The organism is Mesorhizobium sp. M0016 (assembly GCF_040324035.1).
In the GTDB taxonomy this organism is placed as follows: domain Bacteria; phylum Pseudomonadota; class Alphaproteobacteria; order Rhizobiales; family Rhizobiaceae; genus Mesorhizobium.
In genome coordinates, this window is sequence record NZ_JAMYVM010000013.1 from 30,874 (window position 1) to 53,508 (window position 22,635).

General features: G+C 60.0%; 20 protein-coding genes. 8 read left to right on the forward strand and 12 right to left on the reverse strand.

From position 1 onward, the window contains the following. Nucleotides 1-90: 90 nt before the first annotated feature. Nucleotides 91-210, forward strand: coding sequence for a DUF3606 domain-containing protein (locus NKJ88_RS19255; protein ID WP_306413631.1), 120 nt, complete (start codon nt 91-93; stop codon nt 208-210). An 80-nt stretch (nt 211-290) separates the two neighbouring features. Here the strand turns inward: NKJ88_RS19255 and ligD are convergent, their stop codons facing one another. The 12 genes from ligD to nanR all read right to left on the reverse strand — a co-directional run bounded on the left by ligD (nt 291) and on the right by nanR (nt 13,121). Continuing rightward, on the reverse strand, nt 291-2,060 hold the full coding sequence (ligD, locus tag NKJ88_RS19260; RefSeq protein WP_352445071.1) for a DNA ligase D: 1,770 nt from the start codon (nt 2,058-2,060) through the stop codon (nt 291-293). A 96-nt stretch (nt 2,061-2,156) separates the two neighbouring features. Beyond that, on the reverse strand, nt 2,157-2,516 hold the full coding sequence (locus NKJ88_RS19265; RefSeq protein WP_023669460.1) for a DUF4112 domain-containing protein: 360 nt from the start codon (nt 2,514-2,516) through the stop codon (nt 2,157-2,159). Nucleotides 2,517-2,571: 55 nt separating this feature from the next. Then, nucleotides 2,572-3,066: a YidB family protein gene (locus tag NKJ88_RS19270; RefSeq protein WP_023669459.1), complete on the reverse strand. Its 495-nt coding sequence runs from the start codon at nt 3,064-3,066 to the stop codon at nt 2,572-2,574. Nucleotides 3,067-3,489: 423 nt separating this feature from the next. Continuing rightward, nucleotides 3,490-5,463 carry a D-apionate lactonase family protein gene (locus tag NKJ88_RS19275; protein WP_023669458.1) on the reverse strand — a complete coding sequence of 658 codons (1,974 nt, stop codon included), beginning with the start codon at nt 5,461-5,463 and terminating at the stop codon, nt 3,490-3,492. Next, nucleotides 5,460-6,554 (reverse strand): ABC transporter ATP-binding protein, encoded by a 1,095-nt coding sequence (locus tag NKJ88_RS19280; RefSeq protein ID WP_023669457.1) that lies wholly within the window; start codon nt 6,552-6,554, stop codon nt 5,460-5,462. The genes NKJ88_RS19275 and NKJ88_RS19280 overlap by 4 nt, the downstream gene beginning before the upstream one ends. 12 nt (nt 6,555-6,566) lie before the next feature. Next, nucleotides 6,567-7,415 (reverse strand): carbohydrate ABC transporter permease, encoded by an 849-nt coding sequence (locus NKJ88_RS19285; protein WP_031214852.1) that lies wholly within the window; start codon nt 7,413-7,415, stop codon nt 6,567-6,569. Continuing rightward, nucleotides 7,415-8,410, reverse strand: a complete 996-nt coding sequence (locus tag NKJ88_RS19290; RefSeq protein ID WP_245264565.1) for a carbohydrate ABC transporter permease — start codon at nt 8,408-8,410, stop codon at nt 7,415-7,417. Before NKJ88_RS19290 ends, NKJ88_RS19285 begins: the two co-directional genes overlap by 1 nt. Nucleotides 8,411-8,440: 30 nt before the next feature. Next, nucleotides 8,441-10,096, reverse strand: a complete 1,656-nt coding sequence (locus NKJ88_RS19295) for an extracellular solute-binding protein (RefSeq protein WP_023689443.1) — start codon at nt 10,094-10,096, stop codon at nt 8,441-8,443. Between the two features lie 121 nt (nt 10,097-10,217). Beyond that, the gene (locus NKJ88_RS19300) at nt 10,218-11,270 is read right to left on the reverse strand and encodes an NAD(P)-dependent oxidoreductase (protein WP_023669453.1); all 1,053 of its coding nucleotides are present in this window, start codon (nt 11,268-11,270) and stop codon (nt 10,218-10,220) included. A gap of 14 nt (nt 11,271-11,284) precedes the next feature. After that, nucleotides 11,285-12,061 carry an HpcH/HpaI aldolase family protein gene (locus NKJ88_RS19305; RefSeq protein ID WP_023807875.1) on the reverse strand — a complete coding sequence of 259 codons (777 nt, stop codon included), beginning with the start codon at nt 12,059-12,061 and terminating at the stop codon, nt 11,285-11,287. A gap of 47 nt (nt 12,062-12,108) precedes the next feature. Continuing rightward, entirely contained in the window at nt 12,109-12,414 is a 306-nt protein-coding gene (locus tag NKJ88_RS19310) for a putative quinol monooxygenase (protein WP_023669450.1), read from the reverse strand. Continuing rightward, nucleotides 12,414-13,121, reverse strand: coding sequence for a transcriptional regulator NanR (gene nanR, locus NKJ88_RS19315; protein WP_023682279.1), 708 nt, complete (start codon nt 13,119-13,121; stop codon nt 12,414-12,416). Before nanR ends, NKJ88_RS19310 begins: the two co-directional genes overlap by 1 nt. 1,112 nt (nt 13,122-14,233) lie before the next feature. Between nanR and NKJ88_RS19320 the strand changes: the two genes are divergently transcribed. The 7 genes from NKJ88_RS19320 to NKJ88_RS19350 all read left to right on the forward strand — a co-directional run bounded on the left by NKJ88_RS19320 (nt 14,234) and on the right by NKJ88_RS19350 (nt 22,634). After that, nucleotides 14,234-15,871, forward strand: coding sequence for a methyl-accepting chemotaxis protein (locus NKJ88_RS19320; protein WP_352445075.1), 1,638 nt, complete (start codon nt 14,234-14,236; stop codon nt 15,869-15,871). Nucleotides 15,872-15,894: 23 nt separating this feature from the next. Further along, a complete protein-coding gene (locus NKJ88_RS19325; protein ID WP_023669446.1) occupies nt 15,895-16,362 on the forward strand; it encodes a chemotaxis protein CheW in 468 nt (155 codons plus the stop codon). Further along, nucleotides 16,359-17,600 carry a CheR family methyltransferase gene (locus tag NKJ88_RS19330; protein ID WP_023669445.1) on the forward strand — a complete coding sequence of 414 codons (1,242 nt, stop codon included), beginning with the start codon at nt 16,359-16,361 and terminating at the stop codon, nt 17,598-17,600. Before NKJ88_RS19325 ends, NKJ88_RS19330 begins: the two co-directional genes overlap by 4 nt. Beyond that, entirely contained in the window at nt 17,600-18,304 is a 705-nt protein-coding gene (locus NKJ88_RS19335; protein ID WP_081725531.1) for a chemotaxis protein CheW, read from the forward strand. The genes NKJ88_RS19330 and NKJ88_RS19335 overlap by 1 nt, the downstream gene beginning before the upstream one ends. Further along, complete coding sequence (locus NKJ88_RS19340) at nt 18,301-20,574, forward strand: hybrid sensor histidine kinase/response regulator (RefSeq protein ID WP_023669442.1); 2,274 nt, start codon at nt 18,301-18,303, stop codon at nt 20,572-20,574. The genes NKJ88_RS19335 and NKJ88_RS19340 overlap by 4 nt, the downstream gene beginning before the upstream one ends. Before the next feature lie 22 nt (nt 20,575-20,596). Continuing rightward, entirely contained in the window at nt 20,597-21,616 is a 1,020-nt protein-coding gene (locus NKJ88_RS19345; protein WP_023669441.1) for a chemotaxis response regulator protein-glutamate methylesterase, read from the forward strand. Between the two features lie 64 nt (nt 21,617-21,680). Then, a complete protein-coding gene (locus NKJ88_RS19350; RefSeq protein WP_023669440.1) occupies nt 21,681-22,634 on the forward strand; it encodes a response regulator in 954 nt (317 codons plus the stop codon). The last annotated feature ends 1 nt before the right edge of the window (nt 22,635 follow it).

A 22,635-nucleotide genomic window follows, 5' to 3' on the forward strand; every position in this document is an offset into this window, starting at 1 on the left:
CGGTCGGACAGCCCGCGCCTCTGGCGGCCGAAGTGAGGCGCCGGGAACATACAACGTCGGTCGTTGTTTCTCTGATCAGGAGGAAAGATGATGGCAGACGATAAGAGCAAGCGTGATTTTCGAGATCGCAACCGTGTATCAGTCGATGAAGATTATGAGGTTGGCTATTTCGCCAAACAGCATCGTATCACGCCAGAACGCGCGAGCTAATCAGAGAACACGGCAACGACCGGAAGAGGCTCGGACGCGAGGCAAGGAACTCGCTGATACCGGCTGATGGTCGCGACGCATCACGCGGCTTTTCGACGAGCGGGTCTGAAAGGCTGCGCGAGCGTGAAAACGTCTGGCCGGATGCCCGCCTCGACTTGCTTCCATGTGACCGGGTGGGCAATTGGGAAGCCGGGCCGCGCTCGCGGGGAAAAAGCGCCTATTGCGGTATTGCCCTGTCCGTTGCGGAGATAGTCGAGAAAGATCCGGCCTCCTCGGGCTGCGGGGTCAGCTGACAACAGGTATCGGTCAGGATCGGTATCAACCAGACGGTGGGCGAGCGACTTGGCCAGTTTCCGGGCGCTGTCATGGGTCATCTTCGCAACGAGCGGGGCCATCAAGTGGATGCCTTTGCCGCCAGTGACCTTTGGCCAGCTCTCCAAGCCTGCCGCTTCCAAGATGCCCCGTAGCGCCAGCGTGGCCTCGATCACATCGTCCCATGGAACGCCTTCTCCGGGATCGAGGTCGAGGACGAGCCGGTCCGCATGTTCGATGTCATCAATCGTCGCGTTCCACGGATGAAGCTCAACGGCATCCATCTCGACCAAGCCAAGCAGACCATCCATGTCATCTATCCATACCCGAATGCCTTCGCCGCCTTCGCGCTTTTGAACCCGGAGCTGATGTACGGACGCCGGTATCCGAGGTAGCGGTCCCTTGTGATAGAAGGTTGCGCCGGAGACGTGGCGGACCAGCTTCAGCGGTCGCCGAACCAGATCAACTAGAGCTTGATCAGCGACCCGCCGCCAATAGTCTGCCAGCTCTTCCTTGGAAGGTGCAACCGCATCGGGTAGCAGCTGGAGAATGTTCTCGCGCGGGACGCCGTGTTGGCCTTCCGACCTCCGCTTGGAGGGCGACGGAGGCTTGGGCGGGATTGCCTGAAGGTCCTCGCGGAGTCCCTTGAAGACCGCCTCACGCAAGATGCCCCGGTCCGACACGCCACTGAATTGCACCTCGGCAAGAACGTCTGGTTCGACCCATGTCGCCTTGGGCTTCTTGATCGGCTCCGACAGCGGTGACTTGGCGGTTACAAGCGGATCAAGCCGCTCCCTAACGCGCCGGGCTGCGTCCAGCGTATAGCCGGTCTGGGCCTTCCCGGCATAAAGCAGCCGGTCGCCCTCTCGCCTGCCGATGTACAACGATGCGATGCGGCGCGGCTGCGCGCCAAGTTTCTCGACGAAAGCCACGATTGGAAAAGTGTCGCTCTTGACACATTTGACCTTGACCCAACTGGTCTGGACGCCCGAGCGGTAGTGAGCATCCGCTCGCTTGGATACGATTCCCTCTATGCCCATCCGGCAGGCATGGTCGAACATATCATTGCCGTTCACCTCCAGATGCTCGGCATAAGTCAGGGTTGGCTCGGTTTCGGTCAGCAGCTTCTTCAGCGCAGCCTTGCGCTTCACTAACGGTTGTTCCCGTAGATCACGGCCATGGAGGTACAGGAGGTCGAAAGCGTAGAGAGTCATCCGCAGCGAACTTGGGTTGCCCAGCTCACGTTCCAGGGCTTGATAGTCCGGCAGGCCGGTGTCGCCCAGGACGACAGCTTCACTATCGATGATAGCGGATTTGACCGGCAGGCTTGCCGCGGCCTGAACAATCCTCTTGTAACGGTGGGACCAATCGTGGCCGCGACGTGTGAATGCTCGCGCCTTTCCGCCTTCAACGACCAGCTGCGTCCTGTAGCCGTCATATTTGATCTCGTGAAGCCAATCTCCGCCTTCGGGAGCTTTCTCGACCAGTGTGGGCGATTGGAACTCGATGAACGAAAGCCGGTCAATGGCACTGGTCATATGCTCGCGACTCCAGGAATCGCGACTCAAGCCCCAGCGCCCCTGTCGGTTCCGAGCCTTTTAGAAGAATTGCATCGCGACGATTGCTTATCCGCCTCACTTGTTGATGTGACGGCGCAGCAGTCTGATGTTGCGATTGTTCGCCTTAAAATAGACGTCGAAGATCGAGCCGAGAATTGGGACACTTCCTACGAGCGTATCCAGCAGCACGTTGCCTAGCATGCGGGCGACCAACCCATTTCCGGCACCGACGTTTCGAGCTCGCAAGACGATGTAGGCCGAGATAATGCCCGTCGCCGCATCTCCGAGTACGGGAACCAGACCTACGAGCGCATCCAGTCCAAAACGAATTGATGTGCCTGGAATGCGCCAGCGGGAATCGAGTAGCGCGGCCAATAGATCCAACTCGGCAAGTACGTTTGCTGTATGACCACCGTGACCGCCCTGCCCGATCATGCCAACTCGCGCGCCAGTACGATTTAGTATCTCTCCCTGATGGATAGCCGTCACCTTAGATATCGCTTTGACCGCCTGAATTCGCTTGCGTCCTGTGCGATGGCACGTCGTCGAGCAAGGTCGTCTCACCGGAGCTTTTCGGCGCCTCAACGGGCAATTCACCAGTAGGCGTCATCTTGCTGACGGCCTCAGGCAAATCTCGCGTGATCCGGCTTATGAGTTCCTCGCGCGAAAGGCCGGTCTGCATCGAGAGGGAAGTCAGGGTTTCTTCGTCTATGGCTGCTTCCACCTCGCTTGGCTGGATCGGCTCGTTCGGCCCGGTGCCTACCCACGAATCGACCTTCGATCCGGCGCCTGCCCCTCTGAACCGGTCGAGAATATCGCCAAGCGCGGTCCCCGAAACGCCTTTTGAAAGCTGATCCAGAATCCCGCCTTGCGGATCATTTGGGTTGCGATCACCCGCTCCACGGATCATGTCGCCGATCTTGTCGCGATTTTGGTATGCCAAGACGCCGAGCATCGCGATCGCCAATTTTCCCAGGTTAGCCATTGGTACCTCCACTGTTCAATGGACAAGGGCTCAACATCACAAAAGTTCCGACCGGCGACGATCTAATTGAATAAGGGCTGGCGTATCGACACAGACGTGAGCGGTGCTGCCTAACCGGCTTGTTTCCGTTTGCGGTGCGGCTTCGGCCTCGCAGACGCTGATCGTGCAAAGCTCGTTGCCTGCCTGATCGCGCATGCACACTAACCATCCGGTCATATCGTCATCGCCCGATTACGCAACGGATCGCTTCGGCGCGAGCGGCCTCAAAACTTGGCGTCTCGGCAGGCGGAACCTGGCGAGCCTGGTCGGCGTCGCGATAGTAGAACGTATAAGCGAGATGGATCCCGCGCGCTGCCTTAGAGTATGGAACTACCACCCTCATCTTTGACGGGGGTTTGGCCAAACAGCGAACATCGGCTAGGCCTAAGACGATCGATCGAGGTCGACTCGCGCGACGGCGTAGGCGCCAAGCGAGATGCTTTGATCATCCAGCGGTCTTGCGGAACTTTCCATGAAGTCGGGATCGGTTGCCGCCCGCTCGAACTGCTCGGCGCCGAGAAGAGCAATGCGGGCGCTGCTCGGCGAATCCGAAAGCCTCACAGATTGCGTCTTGGCGGTAAGGTTAGCGACCCACAGGGTCACGCGGCGATCTTTTTCAGCCGCGATCGTCACGACGCCGTCACAGCCGGAAGTTCCTACGGACAGCAAGGTGGCTCCGCCGAGCTTTGAGAGACCAGCCAAGACATGGAAAGCGGGATAGACCGTTGGGCCATCCTGCTGGTCATACCATGGCTGCACGAAATCAGCCTTCCTATGGATTTGGCCAAAGGGGCCGGCGAAGTCACCGAACGCGACGGCATCGATTCCTTCGCGAGCGCAGGCCGCGAAATATCCGACAGTCCAAGCCGCATTGAACAGCCCGCGCTGACGAGGATCAATGCGCGATAGACAGACGCGAGCGTTCGCTTCATTCGGCGTAGTGGATTTTCCGTATGGGTTCTCACGGCAGCCGAGCTGGATGGGACCGATACGCAGTGGCAAGCGTTCCCCCATGAAAGCATGCGCGGAGCGGATTAGATGGGGGATTGCCTGAAGTGTCTCCATCACCGAGACATCATCTGCGGCGTGCACGCTGGGACAGGTGGTGAAGGTCACGTAGTCGAGCGCTTCGGCTGGCGGACGCTTGCGGTTGAGTTCGGTGAAGTAAGCGGCCATGCCGCCGCCCAGCGCGATGCCCGGGAAAGCCCGGCGAGCGGCGGAGTAGCTTTCGTGGAAGCTGGGCATAGTCGGCCACGGTGCTCCCGGCTGTACGGATGTCATGTCCTGCGCCGGAAAGACGGAGACAGCTTCTAGTTTGAGGCCGAGTGAGTGGACAGCATCCGCGACCGGCGCCAATTCGCCGAATGGATCGCGCGTGCCCTTGGTGATAATCTCGAGGACCACTCCAGCGCCGGTCAGCCGTGCGAGCGCGGCGTAGCTTTCTAGTTCGTCCTGGCCGTGTGCGATCCGGAGATCGACCTGGCAGACCATCCACTGGGGAGCCATTCGTCGTAGGAGCTCGGGGGTTTCGAGCGCGTGCTTTGCCTCGTCGGCGGCGACGCCGACGCCAGTGCGGGGCACTCGGCCGACCGGTCCGCCGATCGTCAGGTTGATGAGTGGATTGCGATTTTCAGACGTCCCGGCAGGGAGCGTTCCTGACACGTGAAGCCGGACGGCCTGCGTGAATTTCTGGCCCCTGGGCAGTCTGTAAGGCCACGGGCGACGCAGAGGGCGGACATATGTTTTATACGAGGCGTCAGACCAATTGCGTTGGTCCTCCATCTCAAAGGCATCACCCTCCATGGTGCATGTCGCCCAGATCCCAGGCGCGATCTCGTGCGACAACGCCCGGATGTCGGTGAACGGACATTTTGGATCGATGTGGTCCGGCAAGAACGATAGCTCGTCGTGACCATCCTCATGCAGCACCTTTATCGGCTTGCCGGCTAAGCCCTCGATCGGATGAAGGACGACGAAGCCGGTCCGATTCGTCAAAAGGTCGGTCTCGGGCTCTGCCTCCGCCACAAACGACAGCGCACCATCGCCACGGCCTGAGACGCGCGCCCGGTAAATCAGGCGGCCGGATGTTGCAGCACATGTTGCACGGTATTCAATGGCGAACGCATCCGGCCTCTCGTCGATCCGCAGATCATCGAGAACGGTGGTACATGTTCCCCAGTTTTCGTCCCGTACAAGAAACGAGATTCCGCGCAAGACCTCGATCGTCCCAACGTGGATGTAACGCAACGCCCCATTGTCGAACGCGACCGACAAGGATCCGGCGCGCAGCGTGCGCAGCGGTGCCTCGAGCTCTTCGGTGCCACACAAGCGGACTGCCAGGGAAGCTGCCGAGGTCAAATTGCGCGCTCCGTCGTGGCGTCGAAGATCGAGGCCCGGTTCATGTTGATGTCGATCGCAAGCTTCTCGCCCGGACGGCTGACATCGTGCGCCTGCAGCTCAGCCATCACCGGCGCGCCGGCCAGTCGGAATGTCGCGTAACTGCGCGAGCCGGTCGGCTGCAGCAGGTCGATCGTTGCCTCATAGCGAAACGTGCCCTGCTCCGGCGTTGCAGTGTGCGCACGAGTGAGGTGTTCTGGCCTCAACCCGAGCAGCACCTGCTGTCCGTCCGCGACGCCCTTCAGCCCCCTGCCGCGCGCTAAAGGCAGCAGTGCATCCGCGAGCCGGATGGCAGCGGCGCCTGCGTCCAAGGCAAGGGTACCTGGCAGGAAGCTCATCCGCGGCGAACCCAGGAACCCAGCGACGAACGTTGAGGCCGGGTGCTCGAACAACTCGAGTGGCGCGCCCTGCTGCTCTATCAACCCGTCGCGCATCAGCACGATGCGGTCAGCCAACGTCATCGCTTCGATCTGGTCATGGGTGACGTAGATCATCGTTGTCGCAATGTCCTGGTGAAGGCGTTTGATTTCGCCGCGCATTTCGTCGCGAAGCTGTGCGTCGAGGTTGGACAGCGGCTCGTCGAACAAAAAGATGCGCGGGTTGCGGACTATGGCGCGGCCGATGGCGACGCGCTGGCGCTGGCCGCCGGATAATTGGCGCGGAAAACGCCCCAGCAAGGGAGTGATGCCAAGCATGCGTGCCGCCTCGGCCACGCGCACCTCGACCTCTGGCTTCGGCATCTTGCGAGCCTTGAGGCCGAAGCCAATGTTCTTGGCCACGCTCATATGCGGATAGAGCGCATAATCTTGAAACACCATTGCCACGTCGCGATCGCGCGGCCGGAAATCATTGACCACCTCGCCGCCGATCTCGATCGTGCCTTCCGATATCTCCTCCAGGCCGGCGATGGTCCGGAGCAGCGTGGACTTGCCGCAGCCGGACGGTCCAACCAGAACGGTGAACTGGCCGTCGCGAATGTCCAGGTCGATGCCGCGCACGGCATGGAACGCGCCGTAGCGCTTGTGCAAGCCGGTAATTTTGACTTCGGCCATGCGGGAGCTTTCCTAACCGCGAACGGCGCCGAGCGTCAGCCCGCGCACCAGATGACGTTGAGCAAGGACCCCAAGGGCGATCGATGGCACAAGGGAGACGATGGCAAGGGCCGCGGCTTCGCCATATTGCGCGCCCTGGAAGCCGATGAAGGCGCGGAAGACCGTTGGCAGTGTAAAGGCAGTTCGGCTGGTCAAGATCAGAGCGAAGAAGAACTCCGTCCAGCATGCAATGAAGGCGAAGACAGCCGCCGCGACGATGCCCGGTGCTGCGAGCGGCACGGCAACGCGCCAGAACGCCTCCCATCTCGTGCAGCCATCGACGAGGGCCGCCTCCTCCATCGACTTCGGCATGCCGCGGAAATAGGCGAACATCATCCACACCGAGACCGGCAGCGTGAAGACCGTATAGGCGATGATCAGGCCGACATGAGTGTCGTAGAGCCCGACCTGGCGATAGATCAGGAACACCGGCAGCACGATCCCGATCGGCGGCAAAAAGCGCTGCGACAGCACCCAGAAAGACAGATGCTTGCCGCCGGTGTCGTAGCGCGCCAGGCTATAGGCCATCAGCGTGCCGAGCAGCGCCGAAAGCGCCGTGGCCGAAAGCGAAATAATCAGGCTGTTGATGAGCCCGTCGAGACCACGATAGGCGAACAGCGCAGCTTTGTAGTGGACAAGCGTCGGAGCGGCGGGGAACCAGACAGGCGGTACGGTGAGGTAGTCGTCGCTGGGCTTGATGGAGGTGTTGAACATCCAGTAGAGCGGCCAGAGCACGAACACCAGGAAGAACCCCAGCAGCAGAATTCGGCCGATCGGCAACGACCGGCGTTTCCTGCGGCGGGCGGGCGCGACGGCGGCCATCAGACCGGTTCCACCTTCAAGAGCCGACGCACCAGCAACGTCACGATGAGCGCCGTAAAGATCAGGAACAGCCAACTTCCTGCTGTTGCCTGCGACAGATGAAACTGCGTGAAGCCTATGGTATAAAGATAATAGGAGGCCGTGTAGGTTTGTGTTCCTGGGCCACCCCCTGTCATGATGAAAATGGTATCGAACATACGGATTGCGTCGAGCAGACGGAAGGTCAGCGCCAGCAGCATCATCGACCCGAGATGCGGGAGCGTGATCGCCCAAAAAACCTGCCAGGCGTTGACGCCGTCGAGTTCTGCCGCCTCATAGAGATTGGGTGGGATTGCGGTCAGCCCGGCGAGCAGGATGACGAACATGAACGGCGTCCACTGCCAGACATCGGCGATGATCAGCGAGACGTAGAGCCACGGGCGCTCCGTCATCCAGCCGATCGTAACCTCCTGCCCCAATAGTTGCGTCAGGACATAGTTGGTCGGTCCAAAAGGCCGCTGTAAGAGCAGCGTCCAGGCTTGGCCAACGATGACCGGGCTGATGAACAGCGGCACGATCAGGATCGACATGATCACACCGCGGCCCGGAAAGCTGCGCACCATTGTCAGCGCCACCAGGAGGCCGAGAACGAACTCTATAGCGACGCTGATGCCCGACAGCGATGCTGTCAGCAACAGCGACCAACGTGCTACGGGATCGAACACGACCCGCTCGAAGTTCTTCAATCCGACAAAGGCGTGGCCCGGCACCTGGAAGTCGTAGTTGATGAAGGATACCACCAGCGAGAACAGAAGCGGATAGATCGACAGTGCCAATATCAGCAGCACAGCGGGGGCGACCAGCAGCCACTTGAAATGACGGTCAGCCCATTGGGCAAAGGCAGACAGCCGGGGCGGTGCGCCGGCGGCCTTCAAATGGCGGATCGTGGCTGTGGGCTGCATAGGCGTATCCAATCGCCGCTTAGCGGGGAGGTGTTGCGAGCCAAGCGCCCGCAACACCAATTGCTCCAGAGAGTCCGCCTCCCTTCAGAGGGTGACCGCCATGCCAAGTTTTTCCACCGTGTTGTCGGCGGTGGCGCCAGGCAGTTTCAAGAACTCGGTGTAGAAGCCCTTCTGCGAATCCACACCCAGTCGGTCGGTCGTCTCGTTCCACTCGGCGGCCGCCGTTTCAAGCGACGCCTTCGGATCCGCACCAGCCCACACCGCCGTGCACATGCGATCGATGCTCAAGAAGTAGTCCTGCGCGCCTGGCATGATCGGGTCGAGCAGACCGACGTTTGCCGAGTTGTTGAGGTTGGCAAGGTACTCCTTGGCACTCGGGAAGAGCGCGCCGTAGAGCTCGGACTTGAAGTGCGAGATGCGGTACGGGTCGCGTAGCGCGTAGGGCAGCATGCAACGTGCCAGCGAGACGGGTGGCGAGCATACCCACTGCATGAACAGATACGCCGCCTCAGGGTTGGGCGAGTCGGCCGACAGTGCCTTGTTGTAGCCGGTGGCATGTTCCGGATTTCCCGGAACCACGGCATAGCCGACCTTGCCGGCGATTTGGGACTGCGGAATGAAGTTGATTGCCGTGGCCGACTGCGAATAGTTCGCCGCCATACGGCCGCTAGGAGGCCAGGAATAGATCATCGCGACTTTGCCGGTCAGGAAAGCCGCCCACAAGGAGACGGCGTCGAGCTCGTTGTTGCCGGGGATCGAGGCCTTGTTTGCGGCGAGCATGTTTGTCAGCGTCTTGACGCCGGCATCCGAAACCAAACCTGCCTTCATGTCGTCGCCGAAGAGTTTTCCGCCGTTGGCCCGGTACTGCTGCAGAAAGTCGAACTGATTGCCGGGGCTGCCCGCCTTGCGGAAATGTCCCGCGCCATAGACCTTTGGCGCCATCTGGTCGGTGATGAACTGGGCGATCTGGGCATATTCTTCCCATGTCTTGGGCGGTCCAAGCTTGGTGTTGAACTTCGCCTGGTAAGCCTCCATCATTTTCGGATCCTCGAAAATGTCCTTGCGGTAGTAGAGAGCGAACATGTCGCCGTCGTCGAAGAACCCCCAGATCTTGCCCTTGTAGGTCGGCAGCGCCTTGTACAGGGGATGATAGTCCTCGAGGTCTGCCGGGTTCATGTATTTGGCGATGTAGTCGTCTAGCGGGGCGATGACGCCGCCATCGGCAAGCGACGGCGTCCAGGCCGGCGAGATGTCGAGGACGTCATAGGCACCCGAGCCGGCGATGTGCTCGGCGACCGCCTTGGAGTACTGGTCCGGGTTCGACAGCTCGACGACATTCGACTTCATCCCGGTAAGCTGCTCCCACATCGGCCCGCTGAAATTGCGCGGGTCGAGTGCCTGCAGGCCAGCCTCGTAGGTCATGTTGAGGGTGACGCCCGAATGCGCCTTGGCCGCCTCCGCCGCGCGAAAGGCGGAACCGTCCGCAGGCCCTTCCTTCGATGCTTTCAGGGCTGCGGCCTGCGCCTGGCCGAGCGGCGACGTGCCGTCCGCCAATTCCAATGTTTGCTGCGCCAGCGCCCAATCGGTCATCATCCCCAGCAGCGGGCCGGACACGGCCAACATGCCGGTCATCTGACCGAAGCGGGTGATGAAAGTTCGGCGGGTGGTTTCGCCGCGCATGAAGGCGTCGACCTCTGCTTCGAGACCTGCCTGAAAGTCACGTTTTTCACGATCGTTCATAGTGCTTGGTCCTCCCATTTTCCTTTTGCTTCACTCGTCCGCCGGCGCAGCGGTCAAGCATTTCCTCCCGTAAGGTCGCCGCAAACAGGCCGCGGCGGCGCGCCGAAAATCAGTGTCACTCCTAGGTTCCAAAGCGGGCGGCGAGCCCAGACAGCCTGGTCTTCCACAGCTCGCTCGAAAGCACCTCGCGATTGACCACGCCGCGCGGCTCGCGACCGCGCTGCACCTCCATTACCGCTTTGACGTCCGCCGCACCGTTGCCGGCAAAGCACTGGTCGGTCCAGCAAAGCGCGTGCGGCGCCAGGATGACATTGTCGAGTTTGAGGATCGCATCGTCTGCGTCGGGAGGCTCTTGTTCCAGCACGTCGAGACCGGCGCCGGCGATGCGGCGCTCCTGCAGTGCTTGCGTCAGCGCTTTCTGGTCGACGATCGGGCCGCGCGCGGTGTTGATCAGGTAAGCTGTCGGCTTCATCAGGGCGATCCGCTCGGCATTGACGATGTGGTGGGTCTGGGGTGACAGGGGGCAACTCACCGACAGCACGTCGGCGCGGCGAAACAGATCCTCCAGCCCTACCAGCTCGACGCCCAGGTCGGCAGCGACCCCCTTGTCGGCAAACGGGTCATGGGCAATGAATTGCATGTCAAAGGGCTTCGCCAAGCGGAAGACCTCGGCACCGATGTTGCCGATGCCCAGCGACCCAAGCGTACGCCCGACGAGGCCGACCCCCATATGTTCGGAGCGCTTCTCAAAACCAACAGACCCTTTGCGGGTGAGCGCGTCCTTTGTCAGCAGCTTGCCGGTCAGCGCCAGCATGAAGGTGACGACGGATACGGCGACGGGCCGTCGCACGCCATCGGGCGTGATGACCAAGGCAATACCGGCTGCGGTGCATGCCTCAACGTCGACAGTGTCGTAGCCGACCCCGAAGCGGGCAACGACGGCCAGGCGGCCGCTCCTGGGGACACTCGTGGCATCGAAACGATGGGCGAGGAGGATCAGCGCATCGAAATCCTCAAGTTGGTCGGCGCGAAGCGGACTGTTTGACTCCAGGAACACCATCTCGACAGCTGTCGCATTGCGCAGCGGCTCCAGATCGAAATCTGGGTAGGTCGGCGAGCCGTCCGGCCTGCGGAAATCACCGGAAAGCGCCACCCTGAATTTCACGCTGTCCATCGTCTCCTCCGCTCCTATTGGCACCCGGCCCGGATCTTGGAAACCGCGTCGGCGATCGCGTCGTGCAGGACCCAAACGTCGCCTGAATAACAAATGAAATCGAAGCCCTGTGCGTAGAACTCGTGTCCCTGGGCGACGTTGGGCACCAAGCGTCCAAGCGATTTGTTGTGCTTCTTGGCGGCGGCAACGATTTTGGCCATTGCAGCAGTGAAAGTGGGGTGGGCGAAGTCGCCAGGAATGCCGAGCGAGACGGACAGATCGAAATGTCCGACCCACAGACAATCGACCCCGTCCAGTCCCGCGATGCCGTCAATGTTCTTGACGCCGTCGGCGGTCTCGATCAGGCAGATGAACGTCGAGCGCTTGTTGGCGGCATCGAATTTGTCAGCGACCGAGCCCGGACGGTAACGGTCATGAGCGATCTGCAGCGCCACGCCGCGGGCGCCGGCAGGGTGGTATTTCATGGAGTTGATGATGTGCTGCGCCTGTTCGACGCTGCTCACCATCGGCGCGATCAGGCCTTCGGCGCCCATGTCCATGGCGCGGGCGAGGAAATGGTAGTCCTGCGACGGCACACGCACCATGACCGGCAGATCGGCCGCCTCGAAATAACGGATCGCACTCTTCAGCGTTTCCAAGCTAAATCCCGAATGCTCCATGTCGAAAAAGACGAAATCGCAGCCAGCGGACTTCAGGATGTGACCGATTCCCGGCGTGGCGAACTCGGCGACGAGCGTACCGAGCTTGACCCGCCTGTGAGAAGCTAACGCCCTGAGACTTGGCTCCGACATGCACTTCCTCCCGTTCGCCCCAATGGGCCAATCCGCCTATGTTCGCTTCAATGCGTGGCTTCAAGAACGAGGTCGCAGGTCGTCACCAACTTGGTCACGACGAGCGGCGCGCTCTGCGTATTGAATTCGTCGAAATGAGCGGTGCGGCAGTGATCCTCGAATGCGGCCTCGCTATCGTAAATCTCATAGAGCAGGACCCGATCCAGTTCGCCGCGCGCCTCCGTCACGTCAAAGCGGCGACAGCCGGCCTCGGTGCGCATCGAGGCGGTCGCATTGGCGTCGACAAGTTCTCGGAATCTGTCCCGGGCACCAGGCCTCAGGCGGAAATCGACCCAGACGACAAATCCGGTCATCACTTGGGCCTCGCAAGTTGCAGATACCGCTTGGCCACATATTCGAGATGGCTGCGCATGGCCGTCTCTGACGCGTCTGGATCGCGCGCGGCGACGGCCTCGAAGATTTCGCGATGAGCCTGGTAAGCCTTGCGGTCTTCACCCTTGGCCAATGTGGTGCGACGCTGTTCGAGCAACCATTCAGCCAAGGCCGCGTGAATAGCTGTAAAGATCCGATTGCGGGTGATTACCGCCAGCACGTAATGGAAGTCTACGTCCGTGCGCTCGAAGCGCGCCAGATCGCCGATCGACTGCCGGTTGAGTTCGAGCGCCTCCTTGAGGCTGTCAATGTCTTCCGGGGTAGCATGCACAGCGGCGTTGCGGGCAAGACCGACCTCGAAAAACAAGCGCGCGCTCTGGAAGTCGTGAACGCCTCCCGGCGCCGAAATCATGTGCCGAGCCGGCCCTGAAAGGGCGTCAATCACGAATTGAGGAGTGGGTCGAGTGACGCGGGCACGCTCCCCCGATTTTACCTCGACAAGGCCCATTTTGCTCAGATGCAGCAGCGCCTCACGGATGGAAGGCCGCCCTACCCCGAACTGCCGCATGAGTTCCCGTTCAGATGGGAGACGGTCGGCTTCGGCCAACTCTCCCTCTCGGATCATCCGTTCGAGGTGCGCTGCCACCTCGTCCGAAAGCTTCCGCTGCTTGATCAGAACTCCGATCATGTGGCATACCTGTTATACCAGTCAGGTACGTTATGATCCCATAGCACCCTTGTCAACGATGTCTAAGCATCCGGTAGCCGAGCCGTTTAATCACTCCGCCGATGTCGAGGCGTCCTTTGCACACGCCTTCAACGTCTTCACCAAGGATATCGGTGACTTGAGGAGCGCGAGCACACTCTGCTCGGTGTTCCGATCGGGGACCGTCTTCGAACCCTGGGTCGGGTGGTCAGTTTCAACTGCGGTGTGGACCGCAGTGAGTGCCACCGGGCCGTGTGCTGGCCGAGACCTACCCAACCGCCTGCTTATGAGCCGCAACATGAGCCCTCGATGGCAAAGTAGACCTCGACCTGAGCAAGACCAGCGAATGGAAGTGGGGTTCACAGCCGAGGCGGAAAACGCGAACTCTCGCTGGTGGACCCATTTGGCAATACGCCTGCTCCATCTCGTAATCTTTTTGCGCCGCCGCAATGCCGCAAAGGAAGGTGGTGTCGGGTCAGTTCTCTCTAGGCTCCAGAGCGCTCGTCACGTTGTGCCCATCCTCGTGCGGTGGGCGGCCGCCGCTTGAGGATGCGCATTTGAAACTGGTTTTCTCAAGATCTTTTAGTCCTGAGGGCCTCAGGCGGGGGCGCTTGCCATTTAGTTATCGTCACCTGCAAATGCCGAACCCGCACTCGACGCCAATCTACGCGTTGGCCAGTTTGCGACATCTGGTTTCGGCGATTCCGCTTTCAGTAGCGACGATCATGCTGGACGGCTGATATGAGGCGCGTTCCCGCCTGGCAGCTTAGGGGCAGCAAGCAGGACGTCGGCTTTCTTGCCTCGACCTGGCCTAAGCAGTCATTCAATTCGTGGCCTCAAGCAGCTCATCCACGCTCCTCCTGACGCGGCGCGCCATCCAGCCGATCTCGGGCTGATGTGCGTGGACGGCAGGACGTCCTTTGACCACCGCTTCTGGCGGCGCCGATTGGCGAGCCGCCTCGCCATCATTAGCTATGGAACGGAAAAGAAACCATTCAGCATCAGACTACCGCTTTTCGACGCACCTTTTCGAATATGTCGGAACGAGCGCTTGTCGCGCAGCCCACGATGCCCCCCATTGGTGAACCGGTTCCATGAAGAGTCTGACAATACGCCACCGCATCCTCGTCAGTTTCGCAGCCGTTCTGGTGGTCATGTCCGTGATAGCCCTCATCGCGTACGCCTGGTTTCTTCAGGCGGGGGAGGAGGCGACTGAGGTCGAGAAGGGCATCCTTCCGGACCTTTATCACAGTACCGAGATCATGACGGGCCAGATGGCGGCCCATAGTCTGCTTCAGGAATATGCCCTTCAGGACAACCCGTCAGACAGAAGCACGGTTGAAAACGCGATCACGACCAATCGCAACCAGGTGCAGCGGTCGATGGACGACTATGAGGCAACGATCGTCTCCGATATCGACAAGCAGAATTATGCAGCCGTCAAACAACTCGCCAACCAATTCCGTCTGGCTGAAACTGCTGTGCTGGAAACAAGCCGGGCTGCCTTGTCGAAAGGTGAAACTCCCAATGAAAGCCCAGCTATCAAGAACGAAGTAGAGCCGATCTTTGTAAAATTGCAGTCCGCTCTGCAGGCCATGGTTGAGGATCACAGAGGCGAGGCAAACAGCGCGACGCAGCGGATCAGCTCGATCGTCAGAACGGCCGAAGTCGGTTTGAGCGTTGGCTTGTTGATAGCCCTCGGGCTAGCCCTTCTTTTGGGTTACCAGCTGTTTCGCGCCATTACAGGTCCGCTCACCCGTTTGGTCGACTCGGTTCAATTGATGCGGCAAGGCGACTTCAGCGAACGGCTCGATCTGAGGCGCCGAGACGAATTCAGCGTGCTTGCCGACGGCTTCAACGCAATGGCGGACGATCTCACAACCCTCATTGGTCAGGTTCAAAGGTCCAGCATACAGGTCGGCACGTCGATAACTGAGATCGCCGCCACCTCCAAGCAACAGCAGGCAACTGCGACTGAAATCGCAGCGACCACAACAGAAATCCGAGCGACAGCCAAGGAAATCTCCGCCACATCAAACGAACTGGTCCGCACGATGAACGAGGTCTCCACAGTTGCCGAACAAACCGCTGCCGTGGCTGGCGGGGGGCAAGCGGGGCTGACCCGTATGGAAGAAACCATGCAGCAGGTCATGGAAGCGGCTGGCGCGATCAATTCCAAACTGGCGATCCTGAGCGAGAAAGCCGGCAGCATCAATCAGGTGGTGACGACCATCACCAAAGTGGCCGATCAGACGAACCTGTTGTCGCTCAACGCTTCCATCGAGGCGGAGAAGGCAGGCCAATATGGCCGGGGTTTTGCAGTGGTGGCGACGGAAATCCGAAGGCTCGCGGACCAGACAGCTGTCTCCACCTACGATATCGAGCAAATGGTCAAGGACATCCAGTCGGCAGTCGCGGCCGGGGTGATGGGCATGGACAAGTTTTCCGAGCAGGTCCGTCGGGGTATGCAGGACATCCAGCAGGTCGGCGGGCAACTCTTCGAGATCATTCAGCAGGTTCAGGGGCTGGTGCCACGTTTCGAAGTCGCCAATGAAGGCATGCAAGCACAGGCGACCGGCGCGGGGCAGATCAGCGACACGCTAACCCAGCTAAGCGAGGCAGCTCAGCAAACAGTCGAGTCCCTTCACCAATCGACGCTCGCGATCGACGAGCTCAATCAAGTCTCAGGCGGCATGCGAAGTAGCATATCGAGGTTCAAGCTACGAGCATAGCGAGCCGGCAGTAGGAGGTGACAATGCTATTCCTCGCCTTCAGCATGGGTCCGGATCGCTACTTGATCGATGTCCACAAAATTGAAGAGGTGCTGCCCTATATCGACGTGAAAGTTCTTCCGGGTGCGCCAACTGGTGTGGTGGGTTTGGTCAGCTATAACGGAATACCCATCCCCCTGATCGATGTCACCCTTCTTGCGCTTGGCCGACCATCGGAGCGCCTGTTGAGCACCCGGATCGTTGTGACGCGCTATCCGGCGGATGATGGCGAGCGACGCCTGCTGGGGCTGATCGCGGAACGGGTGACGGATACGATCGAGCGAGACCCGGCCGATTTCGCGCCGTTCGGACTGGAACCAGGAACCCCGCCCTATCTTGGGCCGGTGGCTTCCGATGGTTCGGAGATCATTCAGTGGGTCAAAGTGGAAGCGCTGCTTTCGGAAGAGATTCGTACCGCTTTGCTCCGCCAGGCGGCAATAGGTGATCAATGACCGGAGCAATAGAAAAGCTCCTGACGGAAACCATTGGACTAGACAGTGCCAGCGTTGGTCCGACAGTGGTTCGTCAGGCGGTCAGAGAACGGATGGAAGCATGCCGGATAACCAACCCTCAGGCCTATAGGGAACACTTGGCCGGTTCCTCGCAGGAGCTGCAGGAGCTGATCAATGCGGTGGTGATCCCAGAGACCTGGTTCTTTCGCGACCGAGAAGCGTTCACGATGCTGGCGCGGCATGCGCGCGCGCACAAGCCTGCTCAGCCGATAAGAATCCTGAGCCTGCCATGTTCAACCGGCGAAGAGGCTTACTCGGTCGCCATGGCCATGTTCGATGCCGGCTTTGAGGCGCGTGAGTTCAAGATCGATGGCGTGGACGTCAGCAGCCGCAATATCGCGACGGCTGAACGCGCCATCTATGGCCGCAATTCGTTTCGCGGCAGCCATCTCGAATTCAAGGATCGCTATTTCGAAGCGACCGAGGGCGGGTTGCGGCCTGTTGCTGGGGTGCTGAAACAGGTTCGGTTCATGGTAGGAAACCTGTTCGGTTCTCACGCGCCTTTCGGGCAAGAGGTCTATGACATCCTGCTTTGCCGCAATTTGCTGATCTATTTCAATCGAGAGCTGCAGGATCGCGCATTGATCTGCCTGAAGGACCTGCTGGCCAAAGACGGACTTCTTCTGGTCGGTCCGGCGGAAGCAGCTCTTCCAAGGGTGCATGGCTTTATTTCCGCTGAATGGCCATTGGCCTTCGCCTTTCTGAAATCGGAGCCCGTCAAGACCACGGCGCCGAAAGTTTCGGCCGCCGTCCCGGTGCGGACGCCAAGCCCTAAGGTCAACAAGAGCGAGCCTCTTCGTCCGTTCCGACCGACAATTGGCAATGAAGGCCGCGGGCAGGCTCCGGCCAAGCCGCTTGCACACGCCTCGGAAAGCCTCATCGCGGTTGAACGGATCGCCAATGCAGGACGCGTAAAGGAGGCACAGGAGGTCGCCCTGGCGCATCTCAAGGAGTTCGGTCCTTCCGCAGAAATCTTCTACCTGCTGGGCCTCGTCCAGGATGCGGATGGTTCTGCACCCGAAGCCGCGCAAAGTTATCGCAAGGCGCTCTATCTCGCGCCAAATCATCGAGAAGCTCTTGTCCATCTGGCCTTGCTGCTTAGCAAGCAAGGCGACCATAACGGCGCCGAGGCGCTGGCCGGCCGGCTGGGTCGGGTCCAGAAAAGGAGCGGCAGTTGATGGCGGCTTCGACAAGGATCGCTCAGCCGGTGGAGCAGATCGAAATCAACGACTGCTGGCGGCAAATAGGCGTACGGGGTGACAAGTCATGTCCGCTACTAGAGCAGCATCTCCACTGCCGGAATTGCCCGACCTACAAGAAGATCGCACGACGCCTCCTCGACCGTGCAGCTCCCTCGGCATCTCGCGACGAATGGCCTGACAACGCTGGTCGTGCAGGGATCGATTCGGCAGACAACGACGCGCTGCAGACGGCCGTTCTCTTCCGTTTGGGGGAGGAATGGCTGGCACTTCCAGTCGGTATTTTTCATGAAGTGGCTGAATCTCGTCGCGTTCATTCACTTCCACATCGCAGGAACAGTGCACTGCTCGGCATTGCGAATGTCCGTGGTGAATTGCTCATTTGCCTTTCCCTGGCCGAATTGCTCGGGATAGACGAGCGCAAGGAAGGGGAACAAGGCACACGAACCAAGGTATTTCGCCGCCTTGTCGTGGTAGGCGAGCGCGACAAGCGGGTTGCTTTTATGGTTGATGAGATCCACGGCTTACATCGGTACCAGGAACGCGACACTCTCGCTGTTCCGGCCATGATTGGCAAGGCACTGTCGGCCGCTACGGTTGCCGTGCTGCCATGGCAAGGACGAGCCGTTGGCTGTCTCGATCCACGACAACTGCTCACGATGCTGGATCGGAGCATCGCATGACAGATGAAGACTTCAGCCAGGTTTCGATGCTCAGCCTCTTCCAGGCCGAACTGGAGACGCAGTCACGGGCTCTAACCTCTGGACTTCTGGCACTCGAACGCGATCCTATCGCCGCCGACGCCCTGGAAGCATGCATGCGTGCCGCGCATTCTCTGAAAGGAGCTGCCCGCATCATCGACCTGATGCCCGCAGTCAAAGTTGCAAATGCGATGGAAGACTGCCTGGTCGCAGCGCAACGCGGGCATCTGAGGGTGCGACGGGAGCATATAGATGCGCTTCTGCAAGGTTCTGACCTTTTGAAATTGATCGCATCGGGATCATCGAGCGAGAGCGCCAACTCAGAAGTCGAAACCTTTCTCGCGAAGTTCGAGGGGTTGTCCCTCCCCCAGGCAAAGCCCGGGCCCCAAGATTCTGCAGCTGATTTCGCAACTCCAGATCACGCCCAGGAGCAACTGGCGACGACCTCTTCAGCGAACCTCCTCGTTGGGGCGGTACCGCAAGCCCACGGCAGCATCGGCTCTGATAGAATGGTTCGGGTGACGGCAGACAGCCTGAACCGATTGCTCGGGCTGGCTGGCGAGTCGCTGATGGAAGCTCGGCGGCTCAGGCCATTCGCTGACGGGCTGCTACGGCTGAAGCGACTTCAATCGGACCTCGCAAGTGCGTTCGACAATCTTCATGCAGTGCTGCCGCCGGTTTCAAACGATGCGGCGGTGGTGGAGGCGCTGGCTGAAGCGCAGCGAAAGCTTCGGTTGAGCCAAGCGTTCCTGGCGCAGCGTTTCGATGAGTTGGATTCAGTGGATCGGAAAGCGACCGATCTTGCCAACAGATTGTATGACGAAACGTTGGCGAGCCGGATGCGGCCTTTTGAGGACGGCGTGCGACACTATGCGAGAATGATCCGCGACCTCGGTCGTACCCTTGGCAAGCGGGTGCGACTGGAGATCGTAGGCGGCTCGACCGGCATCGACCGCGATATCCTCGAGCAGCTCGACGCCCCTTTGGGGCACCTTCTGCGCAACGCTGTAGACCATGGGCTTGAACCGCCTGAGGAGCGCCTCGCGATGGGCAAACCCGAAGAGGGGCTCATCAGGCTCGAAGCGAGGCACAATGCCGGGCTGCTGCAGATAGCCGTGGTGGACGACGGCAGGGGGATAGAGCTCTCGAAGCTGCGCGAGACCGTCGTCGCCCGGCAACTTGCAACCAGGGAAAGTGCTGAAACACTCAGCGAAAGCGAATTGCTCGCATTTCTGTTTCTGCCAGGCTTTTCCATGAAAGCGGGCCTTACCGACGTCTCAGGTCGCGGTGTGGGGCTCGATGCAGTGCAAGCCATGACGAAGGAAGTCCGGGGAGTCGCAAGCGTCTCCTCAGAATTTGGCCACGGAACCCGATTTCAACTGCAATTGCCGCTGACACTGTCGGTCCTCCGCACGCTGCTCGTCGATGTCGATGGAGAGCCCTATGCTTTTCCACTCGCTGCCATTTCCAAGACTTTGAAACTGCAGCGGACGGAGATCAACGTCCTGCAGGGCCGGCCGCATTTTCGATTGAACGATCGACAGATCGGGCTGGTCACCGCTCGCGAGGTGCTCGATCGAGGTGAGCCCGGATCGGAACCGAACGAACTATCCGTCGTCGTCGTGGATGCGGGTCGGGGCGATGCGTACGGCCTGATCGTTGACCGTTTTCTCGGGGAACGCGAGTTAGTGATCAGACCTCTCGATCCACGGTTTGCCAAGATCAAGGACATCAGCGCAGCGGCCCTGATGGAAGACGGTTCGCCTGTTCTGATCTTCGACGTCGACGATCTGATCCGATCGGTGGAAAAGCTTGCATCGTCCAGCGGATTTCGAGCTCTTCGGCGCGCCGCGGGCGGTCCCGAAGCGAGCAGGCGCAAGCGCGTGCTCGTGATTGACGATTCACTGACGGTTCGCGAACTCCAGCGCAAGATGCTCGGCAATTACGGTTATGAGGTCGAAGTGGCGGTAGACGGCATGGACGGGTGGAATGCCGTCCGGTCTGGTCCTTTCGATCTCGTCGTCACCGACATCGACATGCCTCGCATGGATGGCATCGAGCTGGTGAGTTTGATCAGAAAGGACGCTGATCTCAAGAACACACCCATTATGATCGTTTCATACAAGGATCGGGAAGAAGATCGCGCGCGCGGGCTCGACGCAGGTGCGGACTATTATCTGACCAAGAGTAGTTTTCAGGACGAGGCGCTGATCCATGCCGTCGTGGACATGATTGGCGAGGCGGCTGAATGAGATCGAGATTGGACGCCAGCGAATGAGAATCGGCGTAGTCAACGACATGCCGATGGCGGTTGAACTTCTGCGTCGACTGGTCCTGTCGACCGGCGAACATCAGGTCGCGTGGATCGCGACCAATGGGCGTGAGGCGGTCGAGGTCTGCAGACGTGATCTGCCGGATCTGATACTCATGGATCTAGCGATGCCAGAGATGGACGGCGTGGAAGCGACGCGCAGAATCATGGCGGAAACCCCGTGCTCAATCTTGCTGGTGACCGCCAGTATCGAAGCCAACCTCGCCGGCGTCTACGAAGCAATGGGTCATGGCGCGCTTGACGCAGTCGATATTCCGTCGGTGGGCATCGAAGGCAACGCGTCCTCGCAATCCGCCCGGCTTTTGACGAACAAGATACGAACGATAGGCAAGTTGATCGGTGATGCGCCTACCCAGGCAAAAAGGCGGATGTCACGTGCGGCTGAGCCGTCAACTCGACACGTGATAGCAATCGGCGCCTCTGCGGGCGGGCCGGCTGCCGTTGCCGCAGTCCTGAGCGCGTTTCCCGTTGATTTTCGCGGCGCGATTGTGCTCGTCCAGCATCTCGATGCTCAGTTCGTTCCAGGCCTTGTTGATTGGCTAGGGCAGCATACGCGTCTCCCGATCCGTCCGGCGGGGGAAAGGGACAGTCCTCAAGCGGGCACCGTTCTCGTTGCCAGTTCTGCGGATCATCTGGTTTTCAAGTCAGCTCAGCAACTTGGCTATACGCCCAGCCCCAAGGACAATGTCTATCGGCCGTCGGTAGATGTGTTCTTCGAAAGTGCGGCGCAATGGTGGCCTGGCTCGGTGATTGGTGTTCTGCTCACAGGCATGGGCAGGGATGGTGCGCGCGGGCTGAGACAGCTCCGTGACAAGGGACATCTCACAATCGCGCAGGATAGAGCAACCAGTGCCGTCTATGGCATGCCGAAGGCCGCCGCCGACATCGGCGCGGCTGTTGATATTCTTCCTTTGGGTGCGATCGGCTCACGTATAATCGAAGCCTGCGAGCGCTCCACGTGAAAGGCCCCTTCCGATGACGCAAGAACCAGAGTTGGTCCCGCCACTCGCAGATAACTATTCATCCATGGTTCTGCTCATCGATGATCAGATCATGGTTTGCGAGGCGGTCAGGCGCGCCCTAGCCAACGAGCCCGATATTTCCTTACACTTCTGCACCGACCCGTTGAGAGCGATGACGGTCGCGGATGAGGTAAAGCCAACCGTCATCCTGCAGGATCTCGTCATGCCCGGGGTGGATGGGCTACATCTGGTGCGAGAATACAGGAAGCATGCGTCGACACGCGCGGTTCCAGTCATTGTGCTGTCGAGCAAGGAAGATCCAGCCACCAAGGGCGAAGCCTTCGCTGCGGGCGCGAACGACTATCTCGTCAAACTGCCGGATCGTATCGAGTTGATTGCACGCATTCGATATCACACGCGGGCCTATCTGGATCACGTCCAGCGAGACTCGGCACACCGAGCGCTGAGGGAAAGCCAGCGACAGCTGATCAGTGCAAATCTAGAGCTTGAACGTCTGACGCGGATCGATGGCCTGACGGGTCTCGGTAACAGGCGCTATTTTGACGAATATCTGGCGGCTGAATGGAAACGCGCTTTTCGCGCACAGTCCCCACTGTCGCTGTTGATGATCGATGCCGACAACTTCAAACGATACAACGATACCTATGGCCATATGGCCGGCGACGATGTGCTCAAGCAAATCGCCCGCGTAATCCAGAGCGGTTCCGGCCGTTCCACGGATCTCGCTGCGCGGTACGGAGGCGAAGAGTTCGTCATCGTGCTGGTCGACACTATACTGGAACAATCCAGTGCGATCGCCGAGCGGCTCGTCCAGAGCGTGCGAGAGTTGAACATACCCCACGGCCCGGATCGCGTGACCATCAGCGTCGGCGTCGCAACAGCGGTGCCCACCGAGAACGAGACGCCAAACGATTTCGTCAATGCCGCCGATTTGGCTCTGTTTCGTGCCAAATCGGAAGGACGAAATCGTGTTGCGCTTCATATGTCCCGCAGCTAGA

Excerpts from the sequence above, each read along its gene's own strand:
- NKJ88_RS19255 (WP_306413631.1), top strand. The coding sequence starts at position 91 with ATGGCAGACGATAAGAGCAAGCGTGATTTTCGAGATCGCAACCGTGTA.
- ligD (WP_352445071.1), bottom strand. The coding sequence starts at position 2,060 with ATGACCAGTGCCATTGACCGGCTTTCGTTCATCGAGTTCCAATCGCCC.
- NKJ88_RS19265 (WP_023669460.1), bottom strand. The coding sequence starts at position 2,516 with ATGATCGGGCAGGGCGGTCACGGTGGTCATACAGCAAACGTACTTGCC.
- NKJ88_RS19270 (WP_023669459.1), bottom strand. The coding sequence starts at position 3,066 with ATGGCTAACCTGGGAAAATTGGCGATCGCGATGCTCGGCGTCTTGGCA.
- NKJ88_RS19280 (WP_023669457.1), bottom strand. The coding sequence starts at position 6,554 with ATGGCCGAAGTCAAAATTACCGGCTTGCACAAGCGCTACGGCGCGTTC.
- NKJ88_RS19285 (WP_031214852.1), bottom strand. The coding sequence starts at position 7,415 with ATGGCCGCCGTCGCGCCCGCCCGCCGCAGGAAACGCCGGTCGTTGCCG.
- NKJ88_RS19295 (WP_023689443.1), bottom strand. The coding sequence starts at position 10,096 with ATGAACGATCGTGAAAAACGTGACTTTCAGGCAGGTCTCGAAGCAGAG.
- NKJ88_RS19300 (WP_023669453.1), bottom strand. The coding sequence starts at position 11,270 with ATGGACAGCGTGAAATTCAGGGTGGCGCTTTCCGGTGATTTCCGCAGG.
- NKJ88_RS19305 (WP_023807875.1), bottom strand. The coding sequence starts at position 12,061 with ATGTCGGAGCCAAGTCTCAGGGCGTTAGCTTCTCACAGGCGGGTCAAG.
- NKJ88_RS19310 (WP_023669450.1), bottom strand. The coding sequence starts at position 12,414 with ATGACCGGATTTGTCGTCTGGGTCGATTTCCGCCTGAGGCCTGGTGCC.
- nanR (WP_023682279.1), bottom strand. The coding sequence starts at position 13,121 with ATGATCGGAGTTCTGATCAAGCAGCGGAAGCTTTCGGACGAGGTGGCA.
- NKJ88_RS19320 (WP_352445075.1), top strand. The coding sequence starts at position 14,234 with ATGAAGAGTCTGACAATACGCCACCGCATCCTCGTCAGTTTCGCAGCC.
- NKJ88_RS19325 (WP_023669446.1), top strand. The coding sequence starts at position 15,895 with ATGCTATTCCTCGCCTTCAGCATGGGTCCGGATCGCTACTTGATCGAT.
- NKJ88_RS19330 (WP_023669445.1), top strand. The coding sequence starts at position 16,359 with ATGACCGGAGCAATAGAAAAGCTCCTGACGGAAACCATTGGACTAGAC.
- NKJ88_RS19335 (WP_081725531.1), top strand. The coding sequence starts at position 17,600 with ATGGCGGCTTCGACAAGGATCGCTCAGCCGGTGGAGCAGATCGAAATC.
- NKJ88_RS19340 (WP_023669442.1), top strand. The coding sequence starts at position 18,301 with ATGACAGATGAAGACTTCAGCCAGGTTTCGATGCTCAGCCTCTTCCAG.
- NKJ88_RS19345 (WP_023669441.1), top strand. The coding sequence starts at position 20,597 with ATGAGAATCGGCGTAGTCAACGACATGCCGATGGCGGTTGAACTTCTG.
- NKJ88_RS19350 (WP_023669440.1), top strand. The coding sequence starts at position 21,681 with ATGGTTCTGCTCATCGATGATCAGATCATGGTTTGCGAGGCGGTCAGG.